This window comes from Roseburia rectibacter (assembly GCF_014287515.2).
Lineage (GTDB): Bacteria > Bacillota > Clostridia > Lachnospirales > Lachnospiraceae > Roseburia > Roseburia rectibacter.
In genome coordinates this window covers 2,012,586-2,031,629 of the sequence record NZ_CP092473.1, presented here as the reverse complement: position 1 = coordinate 2,031,629, position 19,044 = coordinate 2,012,586, and the positions used below count along the sequence as shown (strand labels likewise).

Here is a 19,044-nt window from a genome sequence, read left to right as displayed (position 1 = left end):
CTTATCTTTCTTATATATCTTTTACTGTTTTTCAAAGAAAAACGATGTATGTCTGTCAAATCCAAGTTCTCTGTAATTCATGATCTGCTCTGTGCTTCCAATAAAAAGCACGCCACCAGGCTGGAGAGCTTTATGGAATTTCTGATAGATCACATCTTTTGCCTCCTCTGTAAAATAAATAACCACATTACGGCAAACGATCAGATTGCAGCCACTTGGATAAGGATCTTTTAGCAGATCATGTTTCTTAAATTCCACTCTTTTTTTGATCTCATCTGAAATCTGATAGGAAGAACCAACTTTTGTGAAATATTTTTTCTTAAGGTCATCCGGTACGGAAGCGATACTCTTTTCATTGTACAGCCCCATTCTTGCTGTATCGAGCACCTGATTGTCAATATCTGTCGCAATGATCTTAATATTAGTAAGCGGCACCTGTCTTGAAAGAGCCATGACAAGTGAATATGGCTCATCTCCTGTCGAACAGGCTGCACTCCAAATTTTCAGGTTTTTACCAAATTTTTTAATCAGTGCCGGAAATACCTCTCCCTCTAATATCTTCCACTGATCCGGATTACGATAAAACTCAGAAACATTGATCGTCAGGAAATTGATAAACTGATCAAATTTCTCTTTATCTTTCTTAATCAGGGCTACATAATCATTGTATGTCTTGACATTGTTCTTGGTGATCAGCGTATTAATACGACGACGCATCTGTTTTTCCTTGTAAGAATTCAGATCGATTCCTGCAAGCTGTAAAATATCTTTTTTAAACTTTTCATAATTATCGGTTTCAAGCATAATCTACTTTCCTCCTGTTTCCTTTTGCACAAAAGTTCTGTAAAAACAGATTTACTTTCATGCCATATCAAAAATAGGCTTTACACATTTCGTGAAAGCCTATTTTTATCCATATTACTGTATACGGAATTTAGTTCTCTTCTGCTGCAACTGCATCGATATCGACATCTGCAACATCAGCATCTTCTGACTCATTTGTCTCAGGAGCAAGTAATGCTTTGATAGAAAGACTGATCTTCTTCTCGTCCTCGTTGAAATCAACGATCTTAGCTTCGATCTCCTGACCTACTTTTAATACATCAGATGGTTTCTCAATATGCTCTTTTGCAATCTGGGAAACATGCAGTAATGCATCAACACCTGGTGCAAGCTCTACGAATGCACCAAAATCTGTCATTCTTGCCACTTTTCCTTTTACAACGTTTCCAACCGCATATTTCTCTGCAGCACCATTCCATGGATTCTCTGCCGGGAATTTCATGCTGAGTGCAATCTTTGTCTCATTAATGTCTTTGATGAATACACGTACATGATCACCAACGTTAAATACTTTCTTAGGACTTTCTACTCTGCCCCATGACATCTCAGAGATGTGAAGCAGACCGTCAGCTCCGCCAAGATCAATAAATGCACCGAAGTCTGTTACATTTTTAACAGTTCCTTCCATAACATCACCGACTTTGATCTTTGCAAAAAGTTCTTTCTGCTGCTCTAATTTCTTAGCAACTAAAAGCTGTTTTCTGTCACCGATGATTCTTCTGCGTTTTGGATTAAACTCACTGATTACAAATTCGATATCCTGATCTTTGTACTTGGATAAATCTTTCTCGTAAGTATCAGATACAAGGCTTGCCGGGATAAATACTCTTGTCTCATCCACGATAACGCAAAGACCACCATCTAATACCTGTGCTACTTTTGCTGTTAATACTTCTTTGTTTTCAAATGCCTCTTCTAATCTCTTGCTGCCTTTTTCTGCTGCAAGACGTTTGTATGTGAGTAATACCTGTCCCTCACCGTCGTTTACCTTAAGAACCTTTGCTTCCATGGTGTCGCCGACAGATACCAGTGTTGTTAAATCAACGTTAGCTTCATTCGTATATTCATTACGAGTAATGATTCCGTCTGATTTGTAGCCGATATTTAATACGATCTCATCAGGTTTTACATCGATAACGGTACCTTCAACTACCTCTCCATTTCTTATTGTTTTAAATGATTCCTCCAGCATTTGTTCAAAGCTCATTTCTGACATTCTTTTGAACCTCCTCAATAATTTTGTTTGGGGTAGAAGCCCCTGCGGTAATACCTACGTTATCGATGGACTCAAAACATGTGACATCCAAATCTTTTACAGTTTGTATATAGTAAGTATTGTTGCATTCGTTTTTACATATTTCAAACAACTTCTGCGTATTGGAACTATTTCTGCCCCCTATGACAATCATGGCGTCCACATCACGGGCAATCTTTGCTGCCTCAGTCTGTCTTTCCTCGGTGGCATTGCAGATTGTATTTAAAACAATTATATCATAACCTTTTTTATTTATAATTTCAACTAATTCTTGAAATTTATTGTAATTAAATGTCGTTTGTGCTACAATACATACCTTTTTCCCAGATTCTGCCTGATATTTTTCTGCTTCTTCCGGGGTTGAGATCACAGCCGTATGCGGATCAAGCGACCAGCTTTTGATTCCTTTCACCTCAGGATGTTTTTCATTTCCAATAATTACAATCTGTGCTCCATCGGTACTGTATTTTTCCACAAGGCGGTGTATCTTTAACACAAACGGACAGGTTGCATCCACAAGTGTATAACCCAGTTCTTTTATTTTTCCGGATATTCCCTTTTCCACTCCATGTGCACGAATGATAACTGTTCCACCCTGCGGTGCCCTCTCTTCAAGTTCTTCAACGCTCTCTAAAACAGTCACTCCTTTTTCTTCCAGGTCATGCACCACTTCTTCGTTGTGAATGATCGGGCCAAACGTATAGATCGGCTGATTTCCGCTGACACTCTTTTCTAACTGCTCATATACGGTATCGACTGCACGCTTCACGCCAAAACAAAAACCCGCACTTTTTGCCAATGTTACTTTCATATTTTCAGATTTCCTTTTTATACTTCCTTTTCTGCCTTCAGATAAACCTGATAAATGGCATCTACCACTTCATCAATATTCATTTCCGAGCTGTCAACTAAAACAGCATCCTCTGCCTGACAGAGCGGTGATGTTTCGCGGTGCATATCGCGGTAATCGCGGTCGATGATATCTTTCTCAATTTCCGCAAGATCACAGCTTACACCTTTTTCCGTCAATTCATCGAAACGACGTTTCGCACGTGTTGCCGAACTTGCTGTCAGATAAATTTTCACCTGGGCATCCGGAAGCACACATGTTCCAATGTCCCTTCCATCCATAATCACATCTGCTGATTTTGCAAGCTGACGCTGCAGCTCAACTAACTTTTCGCGGACTACCGGATAAACACTTGTGGATGATGCCATATTTCCAACTTCCTCATTACGGATCACACCATTTACATTCTCTCCGTTTAAAAGTACCTGCTGTTCGCCGTTTTCATAGGTAATCGTAACATCTACATCCGGACAGGCAGCCGCAATTGCACTCTCATCTTTTGCATCAATATCATGCTGTAAAAAATAATACGCCATTGCGCGGTACATTGCTCCCGTATCCACGTAGATAAAACCAAGTTTTTTTGCCAGGCGCTTTGCGATCGTGCTTTTTCCTGCCCCTGCCGGTCCGTCAATTGCAATATTCATACTCATTTTTTATTTCTCCTTCTATCTTAACCAGATATGCTTTTTGCATCTTGCAAAAGCATAATTTTTAAATGCCTTATTTTTCTGTCTGCGCAGCAGATACCCCCGCAAGATATCCAGTCGACCAGGCAATCTGTAAATTATAACCACCTGTCATCGCATCAAGGTCTAACACTTCTCCACAGAAATATAAATGCGGTACCAGTTTTGATTCCATCGTGGACGGATTCACTTCCTTGACCTTTACGCCACCCTTTGTGATAATTGCCTCATTAAAATCGCGCAGTCCGCAAAGTGTAACAGGAAATGCCTTGATCAGTCCGATAAAATATCTGCGTTCTTCTTTTGTGATCTCATTGACTTTCTTCTCCGGATCGATTCCGCTAAGTTCAAGCATTACCGGGATCATTTTTGCCGGGAAAAGTCCTCCAATCGAGTTTTTAAACTGTTTATTTTTTGCCTCATCAAACTCCCTCAGCAGGCGATGGTCTAACTGTTCTTCGCTAAGTGCCGGCTTTAGATCTATAAACATGGAAAGTTCTCCTGCCGTAAGAGACGGTTTTATCGCCGCACTTGCCGACAAAAGCAATGGCCCGCTGACGCCAAAATGCGTAAACAACATCTCGCCGAACTCCTGATATAACAATTTCTTTCCATTTAAAATACGCACTTCTACATTTTTTAAAGCCAGTCCCTGCATCTGCTGCACATATCCCTCTTTTGCAAGAAAGGGAACAAGCGACGGATGGATATCCGTTACCGTATGCCCCATCTCCTTTGCAAAGCGGTAACCATCCCCGGTAGATCCGGTTGTCTGATAGGAAAATCCGCCTGTTGCAACGATCACCGCATCTGCCTGCATTGTAGTGCCGTCTTCTAACTTTACCCCGGTGACAACATTCTGGGACATATCATCCACAGACGGTTCCTCTAACAGGCTCTGCACCTGTGTATGCAGCATTATCTTTACTTTTTTCTCTTTCAGCACTTTTTGTAATGTGGCAATCACATCTGAAGAATGATCTGAAACAGGGAACACTCTGTTTCCACGTTCTATCTTCGTCCGAAGTCCGTTTCTTTCAAAAAAATCAATTACTCTCTGATTATCATAAGAATAAAACGCACTGTACAAGAACTTTGCATTGGTCATGATATTAGCAAAGAGATTATCCATATCTCCTGCATTGGTGATGTTGCAGCGTCCTTTCCCGGTGATATATAGTTTCTTTCCTAATTTTTCATTTTTCTCAAGCAGTGTAACCTGACTTCCTGCTTCTGCTGCGGCGATCGCAGCAAACATTCCAGCCGGTCCTCCACCTATTACAATGATTTTATTCATGAAAATCGCTGTCTCCTATTTTAGCATATCGCATTTTTATCGAATCATCAATCGCATTGATCTCATCATTTTCATAAACCTGATATTCATCCCAGATTCCTTCTAACATTTCTAACGTCTTTGCCACATCCCTCTGCTTTTTCATACAAAGAGCAACGATCAGGGCATTGATCACACTGAGTGGTGCAACCAGTGAATCGACAATAGAAGCCATGTCACTGTCCGCGATCAGGTTGCAGGAAGAATATAAATTCATTGGCGAATGTACACTGTCTGTTAATGTAATAACTTTCGCACTGCGGTTGTTCGCAAACTCCATTGCTTTTAGTGTACGCATGGAATATCTTGGAAAACTGATACCAATGATCACATCTTCTTTTCCGATACGTACCATCTGTTCAAAGATCTCACTAGAACTGCTTGTCTGTATCAGATGTACGTTTTCAAACATCAGAGTAAAATAAAATGCCATAAATGACGCAAGCGGTGCACAGCTTCTGATTCCTATTATATAAATGTGTTTTGCATGTAAAATGGTATCCACCGCCATTTCAAATGCTGTCTGGTCTATTTTTTCCAGTGTACTGTTAATCTTTTCCGCATCTGACTTTAAAACAGATTCTAATATTTTTGACTGGCTGATCCTGCCATAGGTAACTTCCATACGCTGGATAGAATTTAATTTATTACGCACCAGTTCCTCTAAGGCACTCTGAAATTCAGGATATCCCCGATAACCAAGGTGCATGGCAAAGCGTACTACCGTGGATTCACTGACTCCGACTACCTCACCTAATTTTGCTGCTGTCAAAAATACTGCTTTATCATAGTTATCCGTAATATAAGTGGCAAGCAGTTTCTGTCCCTTGCTCAATTTACTGTATGACTCGTTGATCCGATTACTCAAATCATTTTTACTGCCCATAACCCCTCGTTCCTGTCATGATTATGACATTGTCTGCAATTTGTGATATGTCTTTGCACACCAACATTTCTATTATACCAAAACTTTTTCTTTTTGTCAGCTTTGAATCATTTTCATTTTGTAAAATTCACCTTTTTGTTCCATCAGCTCCTCAAATGTACCATATTCCACACAATGTCCATCTGCAAGAACCGCTATTTTATCCGCATCCCGGATCGTCGACAGACGATGTGCAACTATAAATGTTGTCCGTCCTTTTGTAAGATTTCCAAGTGCTTCCTGTATCAGTTTCTCAGAAATACTGTCCAAAGCAGACGTAGCTTCGTCGAGAACGATTACTTCAGGGTCACGGATCAGTGCTCTTGCAATTGCTATACGCTGCCTTTGTCCTCCTGAAAGTTTTCCTCCATGTTCTCCAACTACAGTATCAACACCATGTGGAAGACTTTCCATCAGATCTGTAAGATTTGCTGCCCGGATGACACGTTCTAATTCTTCATCCGTAACATGTTCGTTCCCATATGTAATATTTTCACGGATAGTTCCGGAAAACAAAATGGATGTCTGCGGTACAACAGCCAGATGCTTTCTGTATGTACGCAGATCTATTTCTTTCATATCATTACCATCTAAAAGAACTTTTCCCCCATCCGCAAGATGAAATCCGATCACAAGATTCAAAATGGTTGATTTTCCCGCACCGGACTCCCCGACTAATGCGATTGTCTCTCCCTGTTTTATATGAAGATTAAAATGGTTCAGCACCGGTTTATCACTGTTCTTATAATGAAAAGAAACATCGCAGAAATCAAAAGTTCCAGTTACATCCTCCAACTGTTTTTTGCCTTCATTCTGTTCCACATCCTCTGAAAGTAGCACTTCACCAATGGAATTAACAGATTCAATTCCCTTTGCGATTGTCGGGAGAAGCGTCACGATTGCAGACACCTGATTGACAACTGTTGCAAAATAGCTCTGATAAAGAGTAATATCTCCCGCCATGATACGTCCGCGCAGCGCAAGATAGCCGGTAAATGCAAGACAAACGACCTGAAACACCTGAAATACAGCCCATCCAACCGAGCCAAACAATGCCTGTACAAGATCCAGTTTATATCCTTTTTCGGCAACTGCAAAAAGCTGTCCACTCATTTTGTGTACTTCTTCATCCTCTAAGGCATGCGCTCTTGTCACCGGAACAAGTTCCACCATTTCCATCACACGAGCGGACGTTTCTTCCATTTCTTTTCGAAATTCCGTATTACGTTTTTTCATGACAGAACGAAACGAAACCATGGTAATTGCAGCAACCGGAGTAGTCAGCAGGAAAAAGACAAACACAATCCTGCTTTTCGACGCTGTAACGACCAGTGCGACCCCGATATTTAACGCAATATTTAAAATACTTAAGAACATCTGTGTAGAAAGTGTTTCAACAGCCTCCACATCACGCATGATCTTCGACTGCAGTCTGCCGGACTGCGTCTCCACATGATAAGCAATTGACAACTGTTGCAATTTCCGGATCAATGCTTTCCGGAGTCCTGTTTCCACATAACGCGTTGCAAGACTTTTATAAGATGTATAAAGATAATTCATCGGAATATTCAGTGCGATCAGACCAGTTTCAAGAATTACACTAAACCAGATATTTCTGACTGTATCCGGATTTGCAGTCGTGACATCATTGATAATATTTGCAGTTATGATCGGAAGAACCCACACGCAGGCATGTTTTATAAAAAAACAGATCACAGCCATAACAAATTTATGATAATTTCCTTTATAAAGTGCTATCAGGATCTGTATCGGATGTCCTTTATGTCTCTGATAACTCTCTATAAACCAGTTTTCCGTATCTATGCCACTTTTTGGCAAAGTCTTTCGTTCAAAATCATTCATTTTTTCATATCCTTTAAAATTTATAGGATGATTCTAATTCTTTTTTATACAAAAAGCAATATTTCACATTGTTCATTCTGCAAAACAAAAAAATGTCATAACAGTATCTTAAGATACTGTTATGACATCTTTTGTCAATATTATTTCTGATTATACCGGATATGCACCATTCTTTGTATCTGCGATTGTTGCATCTACTTTTTTCTGCTGTGCCTCACGGTATTTGAAGAACTCAGTTGCAACCTGTGGGAATAATGCGTAGGATAATACATCCTCATCCTGCTGTTTCCACTGTTTCATCTCAGCTTCAATCTTGTCAAGTTCTGGCTCTAACAGATCTGCCGGTCGGCATGTGATCGCATTCTTCTTCTCATCACCTAATACTTTATCGACAACTTCCGGATTGAACGGTTTTACAGTCTGACCATATTTTCCGAGAAGAACGTCTTTTGTCTCTTTGGTAGCTACTTTGTAACGCTCACCCATTAATACGTTAAATACAGCCTGTGTACCAACGATCTGTGAAGAAGGTGTAACAAGCGGTGGCTCACCGAGATCTTTACGAACACGTGGTACTTCTGCAAGTACTTCCTCGTATTTGTCTTCTTTGCCCTGCTCTTTTAACTGGGAGATCAGGTTGGATAACATACCACCCGGTACCTGATATAATAAAGTCTTGATGTTTACACCTAATACTTTCGGGTTCATCAGACCGCTCTCTAATGCTTCCTCTCTCATCGGACGGAAGTAATCTGCGATCTCAGCCAGTTTGTTCTGGTCTAAACCGGTATCAAACTCTGTACCCTTAAATGCCTCTACCATAACTTCAGTAGCCGGCTGGGATGTTCCAAGTGCAAATGGAGACATTGCTGTATCAATGATATCGCATCCTGCCTCAACTGCTTTCATGTATGTCATGGAAGCAACACCGGATGTATAGTGTGTATGTAACTCCAATGGGATATCGATCACATCTTTGATCGCACGAACCAGTTCGTCTGCTTTCTGAGGAACTAAAAGTCCTGCCATATCTTTGATACATACAGAATCAGCTCCCATATCCTCTACTCTTTTTGCCATATCAGTCCAGTAATCTAAGGTATAAGCATCACCAAGTGTGTAAGATAAAGCAACCTGTGCATGTCCTTTTTCTTTGTTACATGCGCTTACTGCTGTCTGAAGGTTACGAAGATCATTCAGACAGTCAAAAATACGGATGATATCAATACCGTTTGCGATAGATTTCTGTACGAAATACTCTACCACGTCGTCTGCATACGGACGGTATCCTAAGATATTCTGTCCACGGAATAACATCTGTAATTTTGTATTTTTGAATCCGTCTCTTAATTTACGAAGACGATCCCATGGATCTTCTTTTAAGAAACGAAGGGATGCGTCGAAAGTAGCGCCTCCCCAGCACTCAACAGCGTAGAATCCAACCTTGTCCATTTTATCTACGATTGGAAGCATCTGCTCTGTTGTCATTCTTGTTGCGATCAGAGACTGATGAGCATCACGCAGTACTGTCTCTGTTATTTTTAAAGGTTTTTTAACAACTTCAGCCATTTTTTCCTCCTTATACAGCGAATCTGTTTTTGTTCCGCTGTCTGATTAAATTCCAAAGATTGCCATGAATACACCGGCTGCTACTGCTGTACCGATAACACCGGCAACGTTTGGTCCCATTGCATGCATAAGTAAAAAGTTCGTAGGATCTTCCTCTGCACCAACTTTCTGTGATACACGTGCAGCCATAGGAACTGCAGATACACCAGCAGAACCGATGAGCGGGTTGATCTTGCCTTTTGTAATGAAGCAAAGTAATTTACCGAACAATACTCCGGCTGCTGTACCAAACATAAATGCGATGAGTCCAAGTGCAACGATCTTTAAGGTTGTTGCATTTAAGAATGCCTCAGCACTTGTTGATGCACCAACAGATGTACCAAGTAAAATAACAACGATGTACATTAATGCGTTAGATGCTGTCTCCGATAACTGACGAACTACACCACACTCACGGAACAGGTTACCGAGCATTAACATACCAACAAGTGGAGCTGTGGTCGGAAGGATCAGACATACGACAACGGTTACCACGATCGGGAATAAGATTTTCTCAAGTTTGGATACCGGACGTAAGTTCTGCATCTTAATGGCACGTTCCTTTTTCGTTGTAAATAACTTCATGATTGGTGGCTGAATGATCGGCACCAATGCCATGTAAGAGTATGCTGCTACAGCGATCGGACCCATAAGACCGGACTGTCCAAGTTTTCCTGCAAGGAAAATGGAAGTAGGACCATCTGCACCACCGATGATAGAAACGGCTGCTGCTGCTTTATCATTGAATCCCATCAGGATTGCAAGGAAATATGCGCCGAAAATACCAAACTGTGCTGCTGCTCCTAAAAGGAAGCTGATCGGGTTTGCGATCAGAGGTCCAAAATCGGTCATCGCACCAACGCCAAGGAAAATAAGGGATGGCAGGATTGACCATTCATCTAAGGTATAAAAATAATGGAATAAACCACCGACACCGTTACTCATCTGTTCCGGAGTTGCAAAGATATCCGGATAAATATTTACCAGAAGCATACCAAATGCGATTGGAACGAGTAACAACGGTTCAAACCCTTTTGCAATAGCCAGATACAGGAAAATACATGCAACAAAGATCATTACGAAATTTCCCCATGTCAGGTTGAAAAAGGCAGTCTGATGAAGGAGGTTGCCCATTGTCTCAGTAAAATAACTCATTGTTATCCTCCTAAAATTAGTTGTTTAAAGTTGCCAGTAATGCACCTGCTTCTACCATATCACCAACGCTTACGTTGATGCTTGCTACAGTACCATCTTCGGTAGCAACAACCGGTGTCTCCATTTTCATGATTTCAAGAACTAAGATTGTGTCACCTTTCTTTACAGATGCGCCTACAGAAGACTCGATCTTAAATACTTTTCCTGCTGCACCTGCTTCGATCTTAACATTGCCTGCGCCACCTGCCGGAGCTGCTGCCTTCGGAGCTGCTGCCGGTGCCGGAGCTGCTGCACGTCTCGGTGCTGCTGCCGGTGCGCTTACTGCACCATTTTCTTCTACAGTAACATCATAAACATTTCCATTTACGGTAATTGTATAGCTTTTCATTGAATCATCCTCCTGTGATCATTACTTTTTTAACGACATACTATTTTATAACTTGTCTTTTTTCGTCTATCTTCTATGAATAGAACGTACTACGAATCCATCTGCTGACGTTCCTTCTGCCGCTGCGATCGCTGCAGAAATAACTGCAACCAGTTCTAAATCGTCGGTAAGAGAAGCTGCTTCCTCACGCTGTTCGATCTGGTCTACTACAGGATCTGCCACTTCTTTCTTTGCACCAGCATTTGCTTTTTTGTTCTGTAAATACGGAATTACTTTAAAGCAGCTGATGATCAGACTGATCAGGATAAGAACTACGAATACGGTTCCCATTCCCATCAATGTATTCATGCCGGCTTTTTCCATTTTCTCACCAAGTGAATACACAAGATCTGCACTGGCATCTGTAAGTTCCGGTGATTCTGTTTCGTAATTATATTCATATACATATGAAACAACTACATCTCTGTCTGAGAAATGTAAAACCTGATCTGCAGTCACGGTTTTCTGTGCTTTCGTCACAGTAAGCTCTCCAAGTCCCTGATATGAACCTAAATCCGGAACTGTTTCACCCCAGGATGTCAGTAAATGGGCAAACGCAGCCATTCCGTTGGAATCATAATATTCTGCACCGCTTTGTATATCTTCATCTGAAAATGAAACAAGCGCAGATACTGTCTGCTCCATGTTATCCTGAATATCAGAATAGCTCATACCAAAATAATCAACGCTCTTAGGATCCGTTCCACATGCTGTCATTGCCAGAACCATAAAGCAAAGACAAAGCATAAGAGATAATTTTTTCTTCATAACTTCACCTTTCTATTTTGTTCCATGTTTCTTGTCCGGTACACCTGCACATTTTGTATATAATAATTCAAATGCATCTACAAGGTACTTTCTGGTGTCTGTCGGATCTAAAATAAGATCTACATAACCGCGTCTTGCTGCAGTCATGACACTAGACTGTAATGCATCATATTCTTTTGCTTTTGCTGCAAGTTCGTCTGCAGATGCATCTGCGTACATGATCTTAGCTGCAAGATCTCCATCCATCATACCGATCTTTGCATCTGTCCATGCATATGTAAAATCTGCTCCGATTGCTTTGGAGTTCATTGTCACATAAGCACTTCCGATTGCATTTCCGGTAATTACGTTAACTTTCGGGCAGGTTGCATCAGCAAACGCCATAGTCATACGTGCAAGTGCTTTTGCAAGTCCTTTTTCTGCACATACAGTAGCTGCATATCCTTTTACATTTGTTAAAGACAATACAGGGATCTCAAATGCATCACAGAAATTAACGAACTCTGCTGCCTTGTTGCATCCTCTTGCTGTTAAAGCTCCGGAGAACTCTTCTGCTTTTTTGCCTTCTTCATCATAAACTTCTGAACAGTTTGCAACTGCGCCGACTGTCATTCCGTTTAACTGGATAAATCCGGTTACCATGTCTTTTGCGTAGTTTTTCTTTGTCTCAAAGAAAACATGTCCGTCAGAGATCTCGCTGAGTAAATATCTCGGATCACCTTTCATAGCTGCCATGTTCTCACATGCACGGTTTAAATCATCCTCACATTCAGATGTATACACATCTCCCTCGTTATTTAAAGGAAGAATGCTTACTAACTCACGAATCTGTGCAATGATCTCATCCTCTGTTCCAACTGCATCGATGCAGCCATTCTTCTCACTCTGGAACTCTGCTGAGGATGTATCGCATTTTTCAATACGGTTGCCATCGATCGCATTCGGGGAGTTGATGAACATTTTTCCTTTGCTCTCCATAAATGCAAAATCAGATAATGCAGGTACTACTGCAAGTCCACCGCCACAGCTTCCGAAAATAGCGGAAATCTGTGGAACAACGCCGGATGCTGCGACCTCCTTTGCGTAGATCTCACCAAATCCGTTTAATGCATCAACAGATTCCTGTAAACGCATTCCGGCGCAATCGATAAATCCGATCACCGGTGCTCCCATTTTCATTGCCATATCATATACGGCTGCAATCTTCTTTGCATGCATCTCTCCGATAGTACCGTTTAATACGGCTGCATTCTGGCTGTATACAAATACCAGATTACCATCTACCAGACCGTGTCCGGTAATTACACCATCGGACGGTGTATCTGTGTCTGCAAGATTAAAGTCTGTATTTCTTGCGGTTACGAGAGAACCGATTTCCATGAAACTGTTCTCATCGACTAACTTGGTAATACGCTGCATTGCCAAGCTATCATTACTACTATTCATCCTTTTTGCCCTCCATCTATAAAGTTTGTTACCACATCTTTTGACATGGTACATAGTGAATAATGTAAAAATATAACAAATTCCGCTAGGATAAATTATAGATGGTCGGCGACAAATTTTCAAGTGAATTGTTAATTTTTTGACAGTTTTTTTTCACATACATAGTGTTTTGAGCATTTACAGCGGAAATAATTCGGCTGCTTTTTTTATGCACCAGCAAAAATCTATTTTTTTTACCGTCTCCTTTACCGTAACTGTACGTTTTGCCAGAATCTCATCCCCAAGCAGATATGTAATTTCTCCTGCAAAATCCCCATTCATTACCGGCGCATAAAGTTTTGGTGTCACTTCATACTTTACCTGTATTTCCTGTTCATTTCCAATCAGCAGTTCTGTCAGTCCTTCTATCGGCGATATTTCCAATTCTGTTCTTACCTCTCCACCGATCTTTTTACTCTGCCCGCCTTTCACCTCTACAGCAGCAGATTCTTTTGTGTTCAGCTCAATCTCATCCAGTTTTATTTTTTTAAACATTGTAATTCCATACTGCATAAGTTTCTTCGCATCTGCCCACTTATATGTTTTATTGTTCGGCCACCCGCAGGCAAGCAGTGCTACAATAAAAGTCCTGTCATCACGCTGTAATGCGCCTATATAACAGTATCCCGCATTACCGGTAAATCCGGTTTTACCGGACAATGCCCCATCCATCATCTGCAAAAACGCATTATGATTGTAACAGGTATAACTGTTTTTCCCATCCATATCATGAAACTGATATTGCCCTTCCTGTGTGATCGTAAGAAACTGTCCCGCCATCTTAGAACCTTTGATACAATACCGCATAATCAGCGAAAGATCCGCCGCTGTCGTATGGTGAAAACCGCCTTCATCTTTTGCATCCAGTCCGTTTGGCGTAATAAAATAGCTGTCCTCACAGCCGATCTCTTTTGCTTTATCGTTCATCATTGCTGCAAAATCAGCCGTTGTGCCTGCGATATGTTCAGCGATTGCCACTGCACAGTCATTATAAGATTCTAACATCAGTCCGTACAGCAGATCCTTCAGATAAAAACGCTGTCCTTCCCTCATACCAAGATGTACTTTCGGCTGTGAAGCCGCAAGTGCACTCACAGTCACTTCACTGTCTAACTCACAATTCTCAAGTGCAATGATACAGGTAAGAATTTTTGTTGTACTCGCATTTGCCATCGCCTGATGTCCGTTTTTTTCATACAGGATACGTCCGGAATCCGCGTCCATGAGCACTGCCGACCTTGCATACAAAGAATTCTGTTCCGGCTCTCCCATTATTTTCTCCATCTGCACATTCCCACTTTGTTCAAAAGCTTCCACCACCTGTATACCGTTTACAATTAAAATTACAGTAATAAGTATCCACGCCAGCAGCTTTTTCCACATATGCAAAACTCCAAAAAAGTATTTCATCAATCCTTATGTACACAACATCAAAAACATGTGCATTTACATCAAAAAAATACATATAAAACCGGATCAGATATCCAGTTTCATATGCATTTCCGCTTCTGCTTCCTGTTTAAATTCCTCAACCTGGACCGGACTTGGCACAGGGAGTTCATCTATCGAATGTACACCAAAGCTCCTTAAGAACTCTTCTGTCGTTCCAAAAAGCAACGGACGGCCCGGTGCGTCAAGTCTTCCCAATTCACATACCAGATTATACTCTACCAGTTTATTTACTGCATGGTCGCAGGAAACCCCTCTTATCTTTTCAATTTCTGCTTTTGTGATCGGCTGTTTGTAGGCGATGATCGACAGCGTCTCAAGTAAAACATCGGTCAACACATGCTTTTTCGGCTGTTTGGCAATTTTTACCAGATATTCATACATTTCTCCTTTTGTACACATCTGGTAAGAACCGTCAAGTTCCATGATCTTGATCCCGATACTGTCATTTTCGTAGCGTTTCATCAGATTTTCCACGATCTTTTTTGTCTGTTCTGTATCAAGTTCGAGTGTTTTTGCTATGCGTTCCAATTCCACTGACTCTCCCATCGTAAACAGGATTGCCTCAACGATTGCTTCATATTTCTTTTCTTCCATGCCAGTCCCCATTTTGCTCTGCAGCTACGCAGCAATTTTTGATTCAATTTTTATATCATCGAATGTGTATTCCTGCGAAACAACTATCTTTCCCATTTTCATCAGTTCTAATATTGCAAGAAATGTCACAACCACTTCCATTTTCCCGGACTGCGCTTCTAAAAGGCTCCGGAATGAGAAATGTCCGTGATGCATGCTGTACTCTTCCACATACGACATCTTATCGGAAAGTGACACTTCCTCTTTCTCAATTTTTCCAAATTTAGAGCGGACCGGATCGATCTTGTCCGCCTGTTTTTTTATGATAGACTGAAATATATCGTTCAATCTTGCGAGTGTGATACCGGACATCAGTTCATTCACATCTACCGGTTCTTCATATGCAAGCACTTCCGGCGGAATCGTCGGTACTTTATACAGGACTTTTTCCGCATCGATCTGACGATCCTTAAGTTCATATGCCATACATTTATACATTTTATATTCCAATAACTGCTGCACAAGTTCGGCTCTTGGGTCTTCCTCCTGCTCATCTTCACTTTCTTTTGCAGGAAGCAGCATTTTGGATTTAATATCAAGTAATGTCGCCGCCATCACAAGGAATTCGCTCATCACATTTAAGTCCTGTCTGCGCATCTCAGCAATATATTCCATGTATTGGCTGGTAATCTCCACGATCGGAATATCATATATATTTACTTTATTTTTTTCCAATAAATGTAAAAGCAGATCCAGTGGACCCTCAAACACCTGAAGCTTTACTGTTAATTCCATCTATGTAACACCCTCTCATTCCACAAATAATGATTTTACCGTGGATTCCTGCAAAATTCAAGATTTTTATGCATAATGTACATCCCGTACTCCTAAAATAAATTATAACAGAACCCTACGGAGGGCATATTTTTGAAATTTGTGGTTTCCTTTCTGCTTAGTCTTAATCTTTTTATGCAAAGCACATTATTTCCTGTATCTTCCTGTTTCACTCCGGGCACAGCAGACTCTATCTCATTTAGCTCTAATACAGAAACTGTACCGGCTGCTGATTTAAATATTTCCGCACCAAGTGCAATTTTAATGGAGGCATCTACCGGAGCCATTGTCTATGAAAAAAACTCCCACGAATCGAGACATCCGGCAAGCGTCACCAAGATCATGACTCTACTTTTGATTTTTGATGCTCTTTCCTCAAAACAGATTTCTTTCGATGATACTGTGACTGTCTCCGAGCACGCAGCCAGCATGGGAGGTTCACAGGTATTTTTAGAACCAGGCGAAACACAGACCGTCGATACGATGATCAAATGCATCAGTGTCGCAAGTGCGAACGATGCCTGTGTTGCCATGGCAGAACATATTGCCGGCTCAGAGTCAGAATTTGTCCGCATGATGAATGAACGTGCCAAAGGGCTCGGCATGAATGATACCACATTTATCAACTGTTGTGGTTTAGACGCCGATGGGCATATGACCAGTGCAAACGATATTGCCTTAATGTCACGCGAACTGATCACAAAATATCCGAAAATCCACGATTACTGTACGATCTGGATGGAAAATATCACCCACACTACTGCAAAAGGTTCCTCTGAGTTTGGGCTGACCAACACCAATAAACTGATCAAGCATTACCAGTACGCCACCGGTCTGAAAACCGGATTTACCAATACTGCCATGTACTGTATTTCTGCAACTGCAAAAAAAGGCGGCATGGAACTGATTGCTGTCATCATGGGTGCACCCGATATCAAGTCCCGCTCTGCTGATGCTACATCACTGTTAAATTACGGATTTGGGAAATGCAGGATCTACTGTGACAATCATGAAGATAAACTAGACGCCCTTCCGGTAGAAAAAGGCCTTGCTGATTCTGTCGGCATCATCTACCAAAGACCTTTTCAGTATATGACAACAGATGGAAGTGATCTTTCCGGCATTACCAAAAGCATAGAACTGCCAGAAAGTGTGACAGCGCCTGTAAAAAAAGGCGGCACTGCCGGAAAAGCGGTGTATTTCCTGAACGGAACACCCATCGGCAGTGTCAGTATCGTATATACAGATACAGTTAATGCTGCAGAATATAAAGATTATTTTTGCCGCACCCTCCTGTACTTTGTTCCATGAGACATTTCAAACGATGTACATTATATATTTTTTCCAGTCCCATCATCATATACTACAGCAATGGTGCAAACAGACGCATCAGACTTTGCACCATACGTACCGGAAGTTTTCTCTCCCTGCAGAATGCCACGTCCATCTCCTCTGACTCAGCAAATGTCTTAAGGCAGTCTTCTTTTACCTGCATGACTGCCTTAGACTGATACATAAATACACCACATTCAAAATGTAAAAACAGACTCCGGTAGTCAAGGTTCACACTGCCGACTGTTGCAATTTCATCATCACAGACAAAACATTTTGCATGGATAAATCCTGGTGTATATTGAAAGATCCTTACACCATTTTTTAAAAGCGGTTCATAATATGACTGTGTCAGAAGATAAACTGCTTTTTTATCCGGCACTCCCGGTGTCACAATTCTTACATCCACACCGCTCTTTGCCGCATTAGAAAGACAGATCAGCATCTCATGGTCTATGATCAGATACGGTGTGAAAATGTATACATATTTTTTTGCACGGCTTATGATATTTAAATAAATATTTTCTCCGACATTTTCATTATCCAGAGGACTGTCTCCATATGGCTGCACAAACCCATCCGAATCAGTTTTTTTCTGCTGATATACCGATGGCAGAAACCTGCTGTAATCTTCTGTGGAACGATTAATATAGTTCCACATTTCAAGGAACATTGCCGTAAGACTCCAGACAGCCTCTCCCTCAATCCTGACTCCGGTATCTTTCCAGTAGCCAAATCTCTGTACTTTGTTGATGTATTCGTCTGCAAGGTTGATTCCACCTGTAAATCCGATATAACCGTCCACCACAAAAATCTTTCTGTGATCACGGTTGTTCATCACCACAGAGATCAACGGTTTAAATGGGTTAAATGTCACGCAGGGGATTCCTCTCTCCTGTAGCTTCTTATAATATCCAAAGGAAATAGAATTGATACTGCCGACATCATCATAGATAAATCGCACATCCACTCCTGCTTTTGCCTTTTCTTCCAGGATATCCAGGATTGTATTAAACATATACCCTTCCTCGATGATAAAATATTCGAGAAAAATAAAATGTTCTGCACCACGCAATGCCTCTAACATATCCGGGAACATTTCTTCCCCGCATCTGTAATATTTCGTCTGTGTATTCTGGTATAAAGGGAAGCCTGCCCATTTATCAATATAAGATGACTGCAGATATGCCGACCGGCTTTCTTTTTCCAATTTCTCTTCTGCTGCGGTATCTCTCTGAAACAAGGCTTCTACCTGTCGGTTAACTGCATCCATTCTCTCTCTGGTATGTTTTGTCAGACCTGATCTTCCAAACAACAGATATACCATAAGTCCGAAAACCGGTGAAAGCAGTATCAAAAATGTCCACGAAAGTTTATTCGCCGGATTTGTCCATTTATTGACGATGACAAGTACGACAATGATCGCGATCACACGTACGAGCAGATTGACATATGTGAACTTGTAGCTAAGCTGCCACAATACAACACATAACCATAACACCTGTAAAATGATCGCCATGGCTACTACAAAAAATCTTCCAAATATGAGATGTAATATTTTCTTCATACAAAACTCCATTTCTGCGCTGTTTTTTAATAAAATAAAGTTTTATTTCATCGCAGGCATGTGCTTATTGTAATAATTTTCC

Annotated in this window: 17 protein-coding genes; 1 reads left to right on the top strand and 16 read right to left on the bottom strand. The window is 41.0% G+C overall.

Annotation, left to right across the window (positions count from 1 at the left end; translation table 11 throughout):
* Nucleotides 1-21: 21 nt before the first annotated feature.
* The 15 genes from H8S51_RS09660 to H8S51_RS09590 all read right to left on the bottom strand — a co-directional run bounded on the left by H8S51_RS09660 (nucleotide 22) and on the right by H8S51_RS09590 (nucleotide 16,024).
* Nucleotides 22-804: a CheR family methyltransferase gene (locus H8S51_RS09660; RefSeq protein ID WP_117920909.1), complete on the bottom strand. Its 783-nt coding sequence runs from the start codon at nucleotides 802-804 to the stop codon at nucleotides 22-24.
* A gap of 130 nt (nucleotides 805-934) precedes the next feature.
* A complete protein-coding gene (rpsA, locus tag H8S51_RS09655; RefSeq protein WP_117920910.1) occupies nucleotides 935-2,059 on the bottom strand; it encodes a 30S ribosomal protein S1 in 1,125 nt (374 codons plus the stop codon).
* Nucleotides 2,040-2,909: a 4-hydroxy-3-methylbut-2-enyl diphosphate reductase gene (ispH, locus tag H8S51_RS09650; RefSeq protein ID WP_186898820.1), complete on the bottom strand. Its 870-nt coding sequence runs from the start codon at nucleotides 2,907-2,909 to the stop codon at nucleotides 2,040-2,042. The genes rpsA and ispH overlap by 20 nt, the downstream gene beginning before the upstream one ends.
* Nucleotides 2,910-2,926: 17 nt before the next feature.
* Nucleotides 2,927-3,601, bottom strand: coding sequence for a (d)CMP kinase (gene cmk / locus H8S51_RS09645; RefSeq protein ID WP_117920912.1), 675 nt, complete (start codon nucleotides 3,599-3,601; stop codon nucleotides 2,927-2,929).
* 70 nt (nucleotides 3,602-3,671) lie between these two features.
* A complete protein-coding gene (locus H8S51_RS09640; protein ID WP_186898821.1) occupies nucleotides 3,672-4,934 on the bottom strand; it encodes a BaiN/RdsA family NAD(P)/FAD-dependent oxidoreductase in 1,263 nt (420 codons plus the stop codon).
* Complete coding sequence (locus H8S51_RS09635; protein ID WP_118208892.1) at nucleotides 4,927-5,859, bottom strand: MurR/RpiR family transcriptional regulator; 933 nt, start codon at nucleotides 5,857-5,859, stop codon at nucleotides 4,927-4,929. Before H8S51_RS09635 ends, H8S51_RS09640 begins: the two co-directional genes overlap by 8 nt.
* A gap of 96 nt (nucleotides 5,860-5,955) precedes the next feature.
* Nucleotides 5,956-7,761 carry an ABC transporter ATP-binding protein gene (locus H8S51_RS09630; RefSeq protein WP_117920915.1) on the bottom strand — a complete coding sequence of 602 codons (1,806 nt, stop codon included), beginning with the start codon at nucleotides 7,759-7,761 and terminating at the stop codon, nucleotides 5,956-5,958.
* Nucleotides 7,762-7,911: 150 nt separating this feature from the next.
* The gene (locus tag H8S51_RS09625; RefSeq protein ID WP_117920916.1) at nucleotides 7,912-9,330 is read right to left on the bottom strand and encodes an oxaloacetate decarboxylase subunit alpha; all 1,419 of its coding nucleotides are present in this window, start codon (nucleotides 9,328-9,330) and stop codon (nucleotides 7,912-7,914) included.
* Nucleotides 9,331-9,375: 45 nt separating this feature from the next.
* Nucleotides 9,376-10,524 carry a sodium ion-translocating decarboxylase subunit beta gene (locus H8S51_RS09620; RefSeq protein ID WP_186898822.1) on the bottom strand — a complete coding sequence of 383 codons (1,149 nt, stop codon included), beginning with the start codon at nucleotides 10,522-10,524 and terminating at the stop codon, nucleotides 9,376-9,378.
* Nucleotides 10,525-10,540: 16 nt separating this feature from the next.
* Nucleotides 10,541-10,912, bottom strand: coding sequence for a biotin/lipoyl-containing protein (locus H8S51_RS09615; RefSeq protein WP_006858048.1), 372 nt, complete (start codon nucleotides 10,910-10,912; stop codon nucleotides 10,541-10,543).
* A gap of 66 nt (nucleotides 10,913-10,978) precedes the next feature.
* Entirely contained in the window at nucleotides 10,979-11,719 is a 741-nt protein-coding gene (locus tag H8S51_RS09610) for an OadG family transporter subunit (RefSeq protein ID WP_186898823.1), read from the bottom strand.
* 12 nt (nucleotides 11,720-11,731) lie between these two features.
* Nucleotides 11,732-13,165 (bottom strand): acyl-CoA carboxylase subunit beta, encoded by a 1,434-nt coding sequence (locus H8S51_RS09605; protein WP_186898824.1) that lies wholly within the window; start codon nucleotides 13,163-13,165, stop codon nucleotides 11,732-11,734.
* Nucleotides 13,166-13,342: 177 nt separating this feature from the next.
* A complete protein-coding gene (locus H8S51_RS09600) occupies nucleotides 13,343-14,587 on the bottom strand; it encodes a D-alanyl-D-alanine carboxypeptidase family protein (RefSeq protein ID WP_186898825.1) in 1,245 nt (414 codons plus the stop codon).
* A 93-nt stretch (nucleotides 14,588-14,680) separates the two neighbouring features.
* Nucleotides 14,681-15,250: an SMC-Scp complex subunit ScpB gene (scpB, locus tag H8S51_RS09595; protein WP_117920961.1), complete on the bottom strand. Its 570-nt coding sequence runs from the start codon at nucleotides 15,248-15,250 to the stop codon at nucleotides 14,681-14,683.
* Between the two features lie 24 nt (nucleotides 15,251-15,274).
* On the bottom strand, nucleotides 15,275-16,024 hold the full coding sequence (locus H8S51_RS09590; RefSeq protein WP_117920920.1) for a segregation and condensation protein A: 750 nt from the start codon (nucleotides 16,022-16,024) through the stop codon (nucleotides 15,275-15,277).
* Nucleotides 16,025-16,156: 132 nt separating this feature from the next.
* Between H8S51_RS09590 and H8S51_RS09585 the strand changes: the two genes are divergently transcribed.
* Nucleotides 16,157-17,374: a D-alanyl-D-alanine carboxypeptidase family protein gene (locus H8S51_RS09585; RefSeq protein WP_207723994.1), complete on the top strand. Its 1,218-nt coding sequence runs from the start codon at nucleotides 16,157-16,159 to the stop codon at nucleotides 17,372-17,374.
* Nucleotides 17,375-17,426: 52 nt separating this feature from the next.
* Here H8S51_RS09585 and cls read toward each other — a convergent pair whose 3' ends face one another.
* Nucleotides 17,427-18,962 (bottom strand): cardiolipin synthase, encoded by a 1,536-nt coding sequence (cls, locus tag H8S51_RS09580; RefSeq protein WP_117920922.1) that lies wholly within the window; start codon nucleotides 18,960-18,962, stop codon nucleotides 17,427-17,429.
* Between the last annotated feature and the right edge of the window lie 82 nt (nucleotides 18,963-19,044).

Bases quoted from the DNA above. Each gene is read 5' to 3' on its own strand.
- H8S51_RS09660 (WP_117920909.1), bottom strand. From the start codon at position 804: ATGCTTGAAACCGATAATTATGAAAAGTTTAAAAAAGATATTTTACAG.
- rpsA (WP_117920910.1), bottom strand. From the start codon at position 2,059: ATGTCAGAAATGAGCTTTGAACAAATGCTGGAGGAATCATTTAAAACA.
- ispH (WP_186898820.1), bottom strand. From the start codon at position 2,909: ATGAAAGTAACATTGGCAAAAAGTGCGGGTTTTTGTTTTGGCGTGAAG.
- cmk (WP_117920912.1), bottom strand. From the start codon at position 3,601: ATGAGTATGAATATTGCAATTGACGGACCGGCAGGGGCAGGAAAAAGC.
- H8S51_RS09640 (WP_186898821.1), bottom strand. From the start codon at position 4,934: ATGAATAAAATCATTGTAATAGGTGGAGGACCGGCTGGAATGTTTGCT.
- H8S51_RS09635 (WP_118208892.1), bottom strand. From the start codon at position 5,859: ATGGGCAGTAAAAATGATTTGAGTAATCGGATCAACGAGTCATACAGT.
- H8S51_RS09630 (WP_117920915.1), bottom strand. From the start codon at position 7,761: ATGAATGATTTTGAACGAAAGACTTTGCCAAAAAGTGGCATAGATACG.
- H8S51_RS09625 (WP_117920916.1), bottom strand. From the start codon at position 9,330: ATGGCTGAAGTTGTTAAAAAACCTTTAAAAATAACAGAGACAGTACTG.
- H8S51_RS09620 (WP_186898822.1), bottom strand. From the start codon at position 10,524: ATGAGTTATTTTACTGAGACAATGGGCAACCTCCTTCATCAGACTGCC.
- H8S51_RS09615 (WP_006858048.1), bottom strand. From the start codon at position 10,912: ATGAAAAGCTATACAATTACCGTAAATGGAAATGTTTATGATGTTACT.
- H8S51_RS09610 (WP_186898823.1), bottom strand. From the start codon at position 11,719: ATGAAGAAAAAATTATCTCTTATGCTTTGTCTTTGCTTTATGGTTCTG.
- H8S51_RS09605 (WP_186898824.1), bottom strand. From the start codon at position 13,165: ATGAATAGTAGTAATGATAGCTTGGCAATGCAGCGTATTACCAAGTTA.
- H8S51_RS09600 (WP_186898825.1), bottom strand. From the start codon at position 14,587: ATGTGGAAAAAGCTGCTGGCGTGGATACTTATTACTGTAATTTTAATT.
- scpB (WP_117920961.1), bottom strand. From the start codon at position 15,250: ATGGAAGAAAAGAAATATGAAGCAATCGTTGAGGCAATCCTGTTTACG.
- H8S51_RS09590 (WP_117920920.1), bottom strand. From the start codon at position 16,024: ATGGAATTAACAGTAAAGCTTCAGGTGTTTGAGGGTCCACTGGATCTG.
- cls (WP_117920922.1), bottom strand. From the start codon at position 18,962: ATGAAGAAAATATTACATCTCATATTTGGAAGATTTTTTGTAGTAGCC.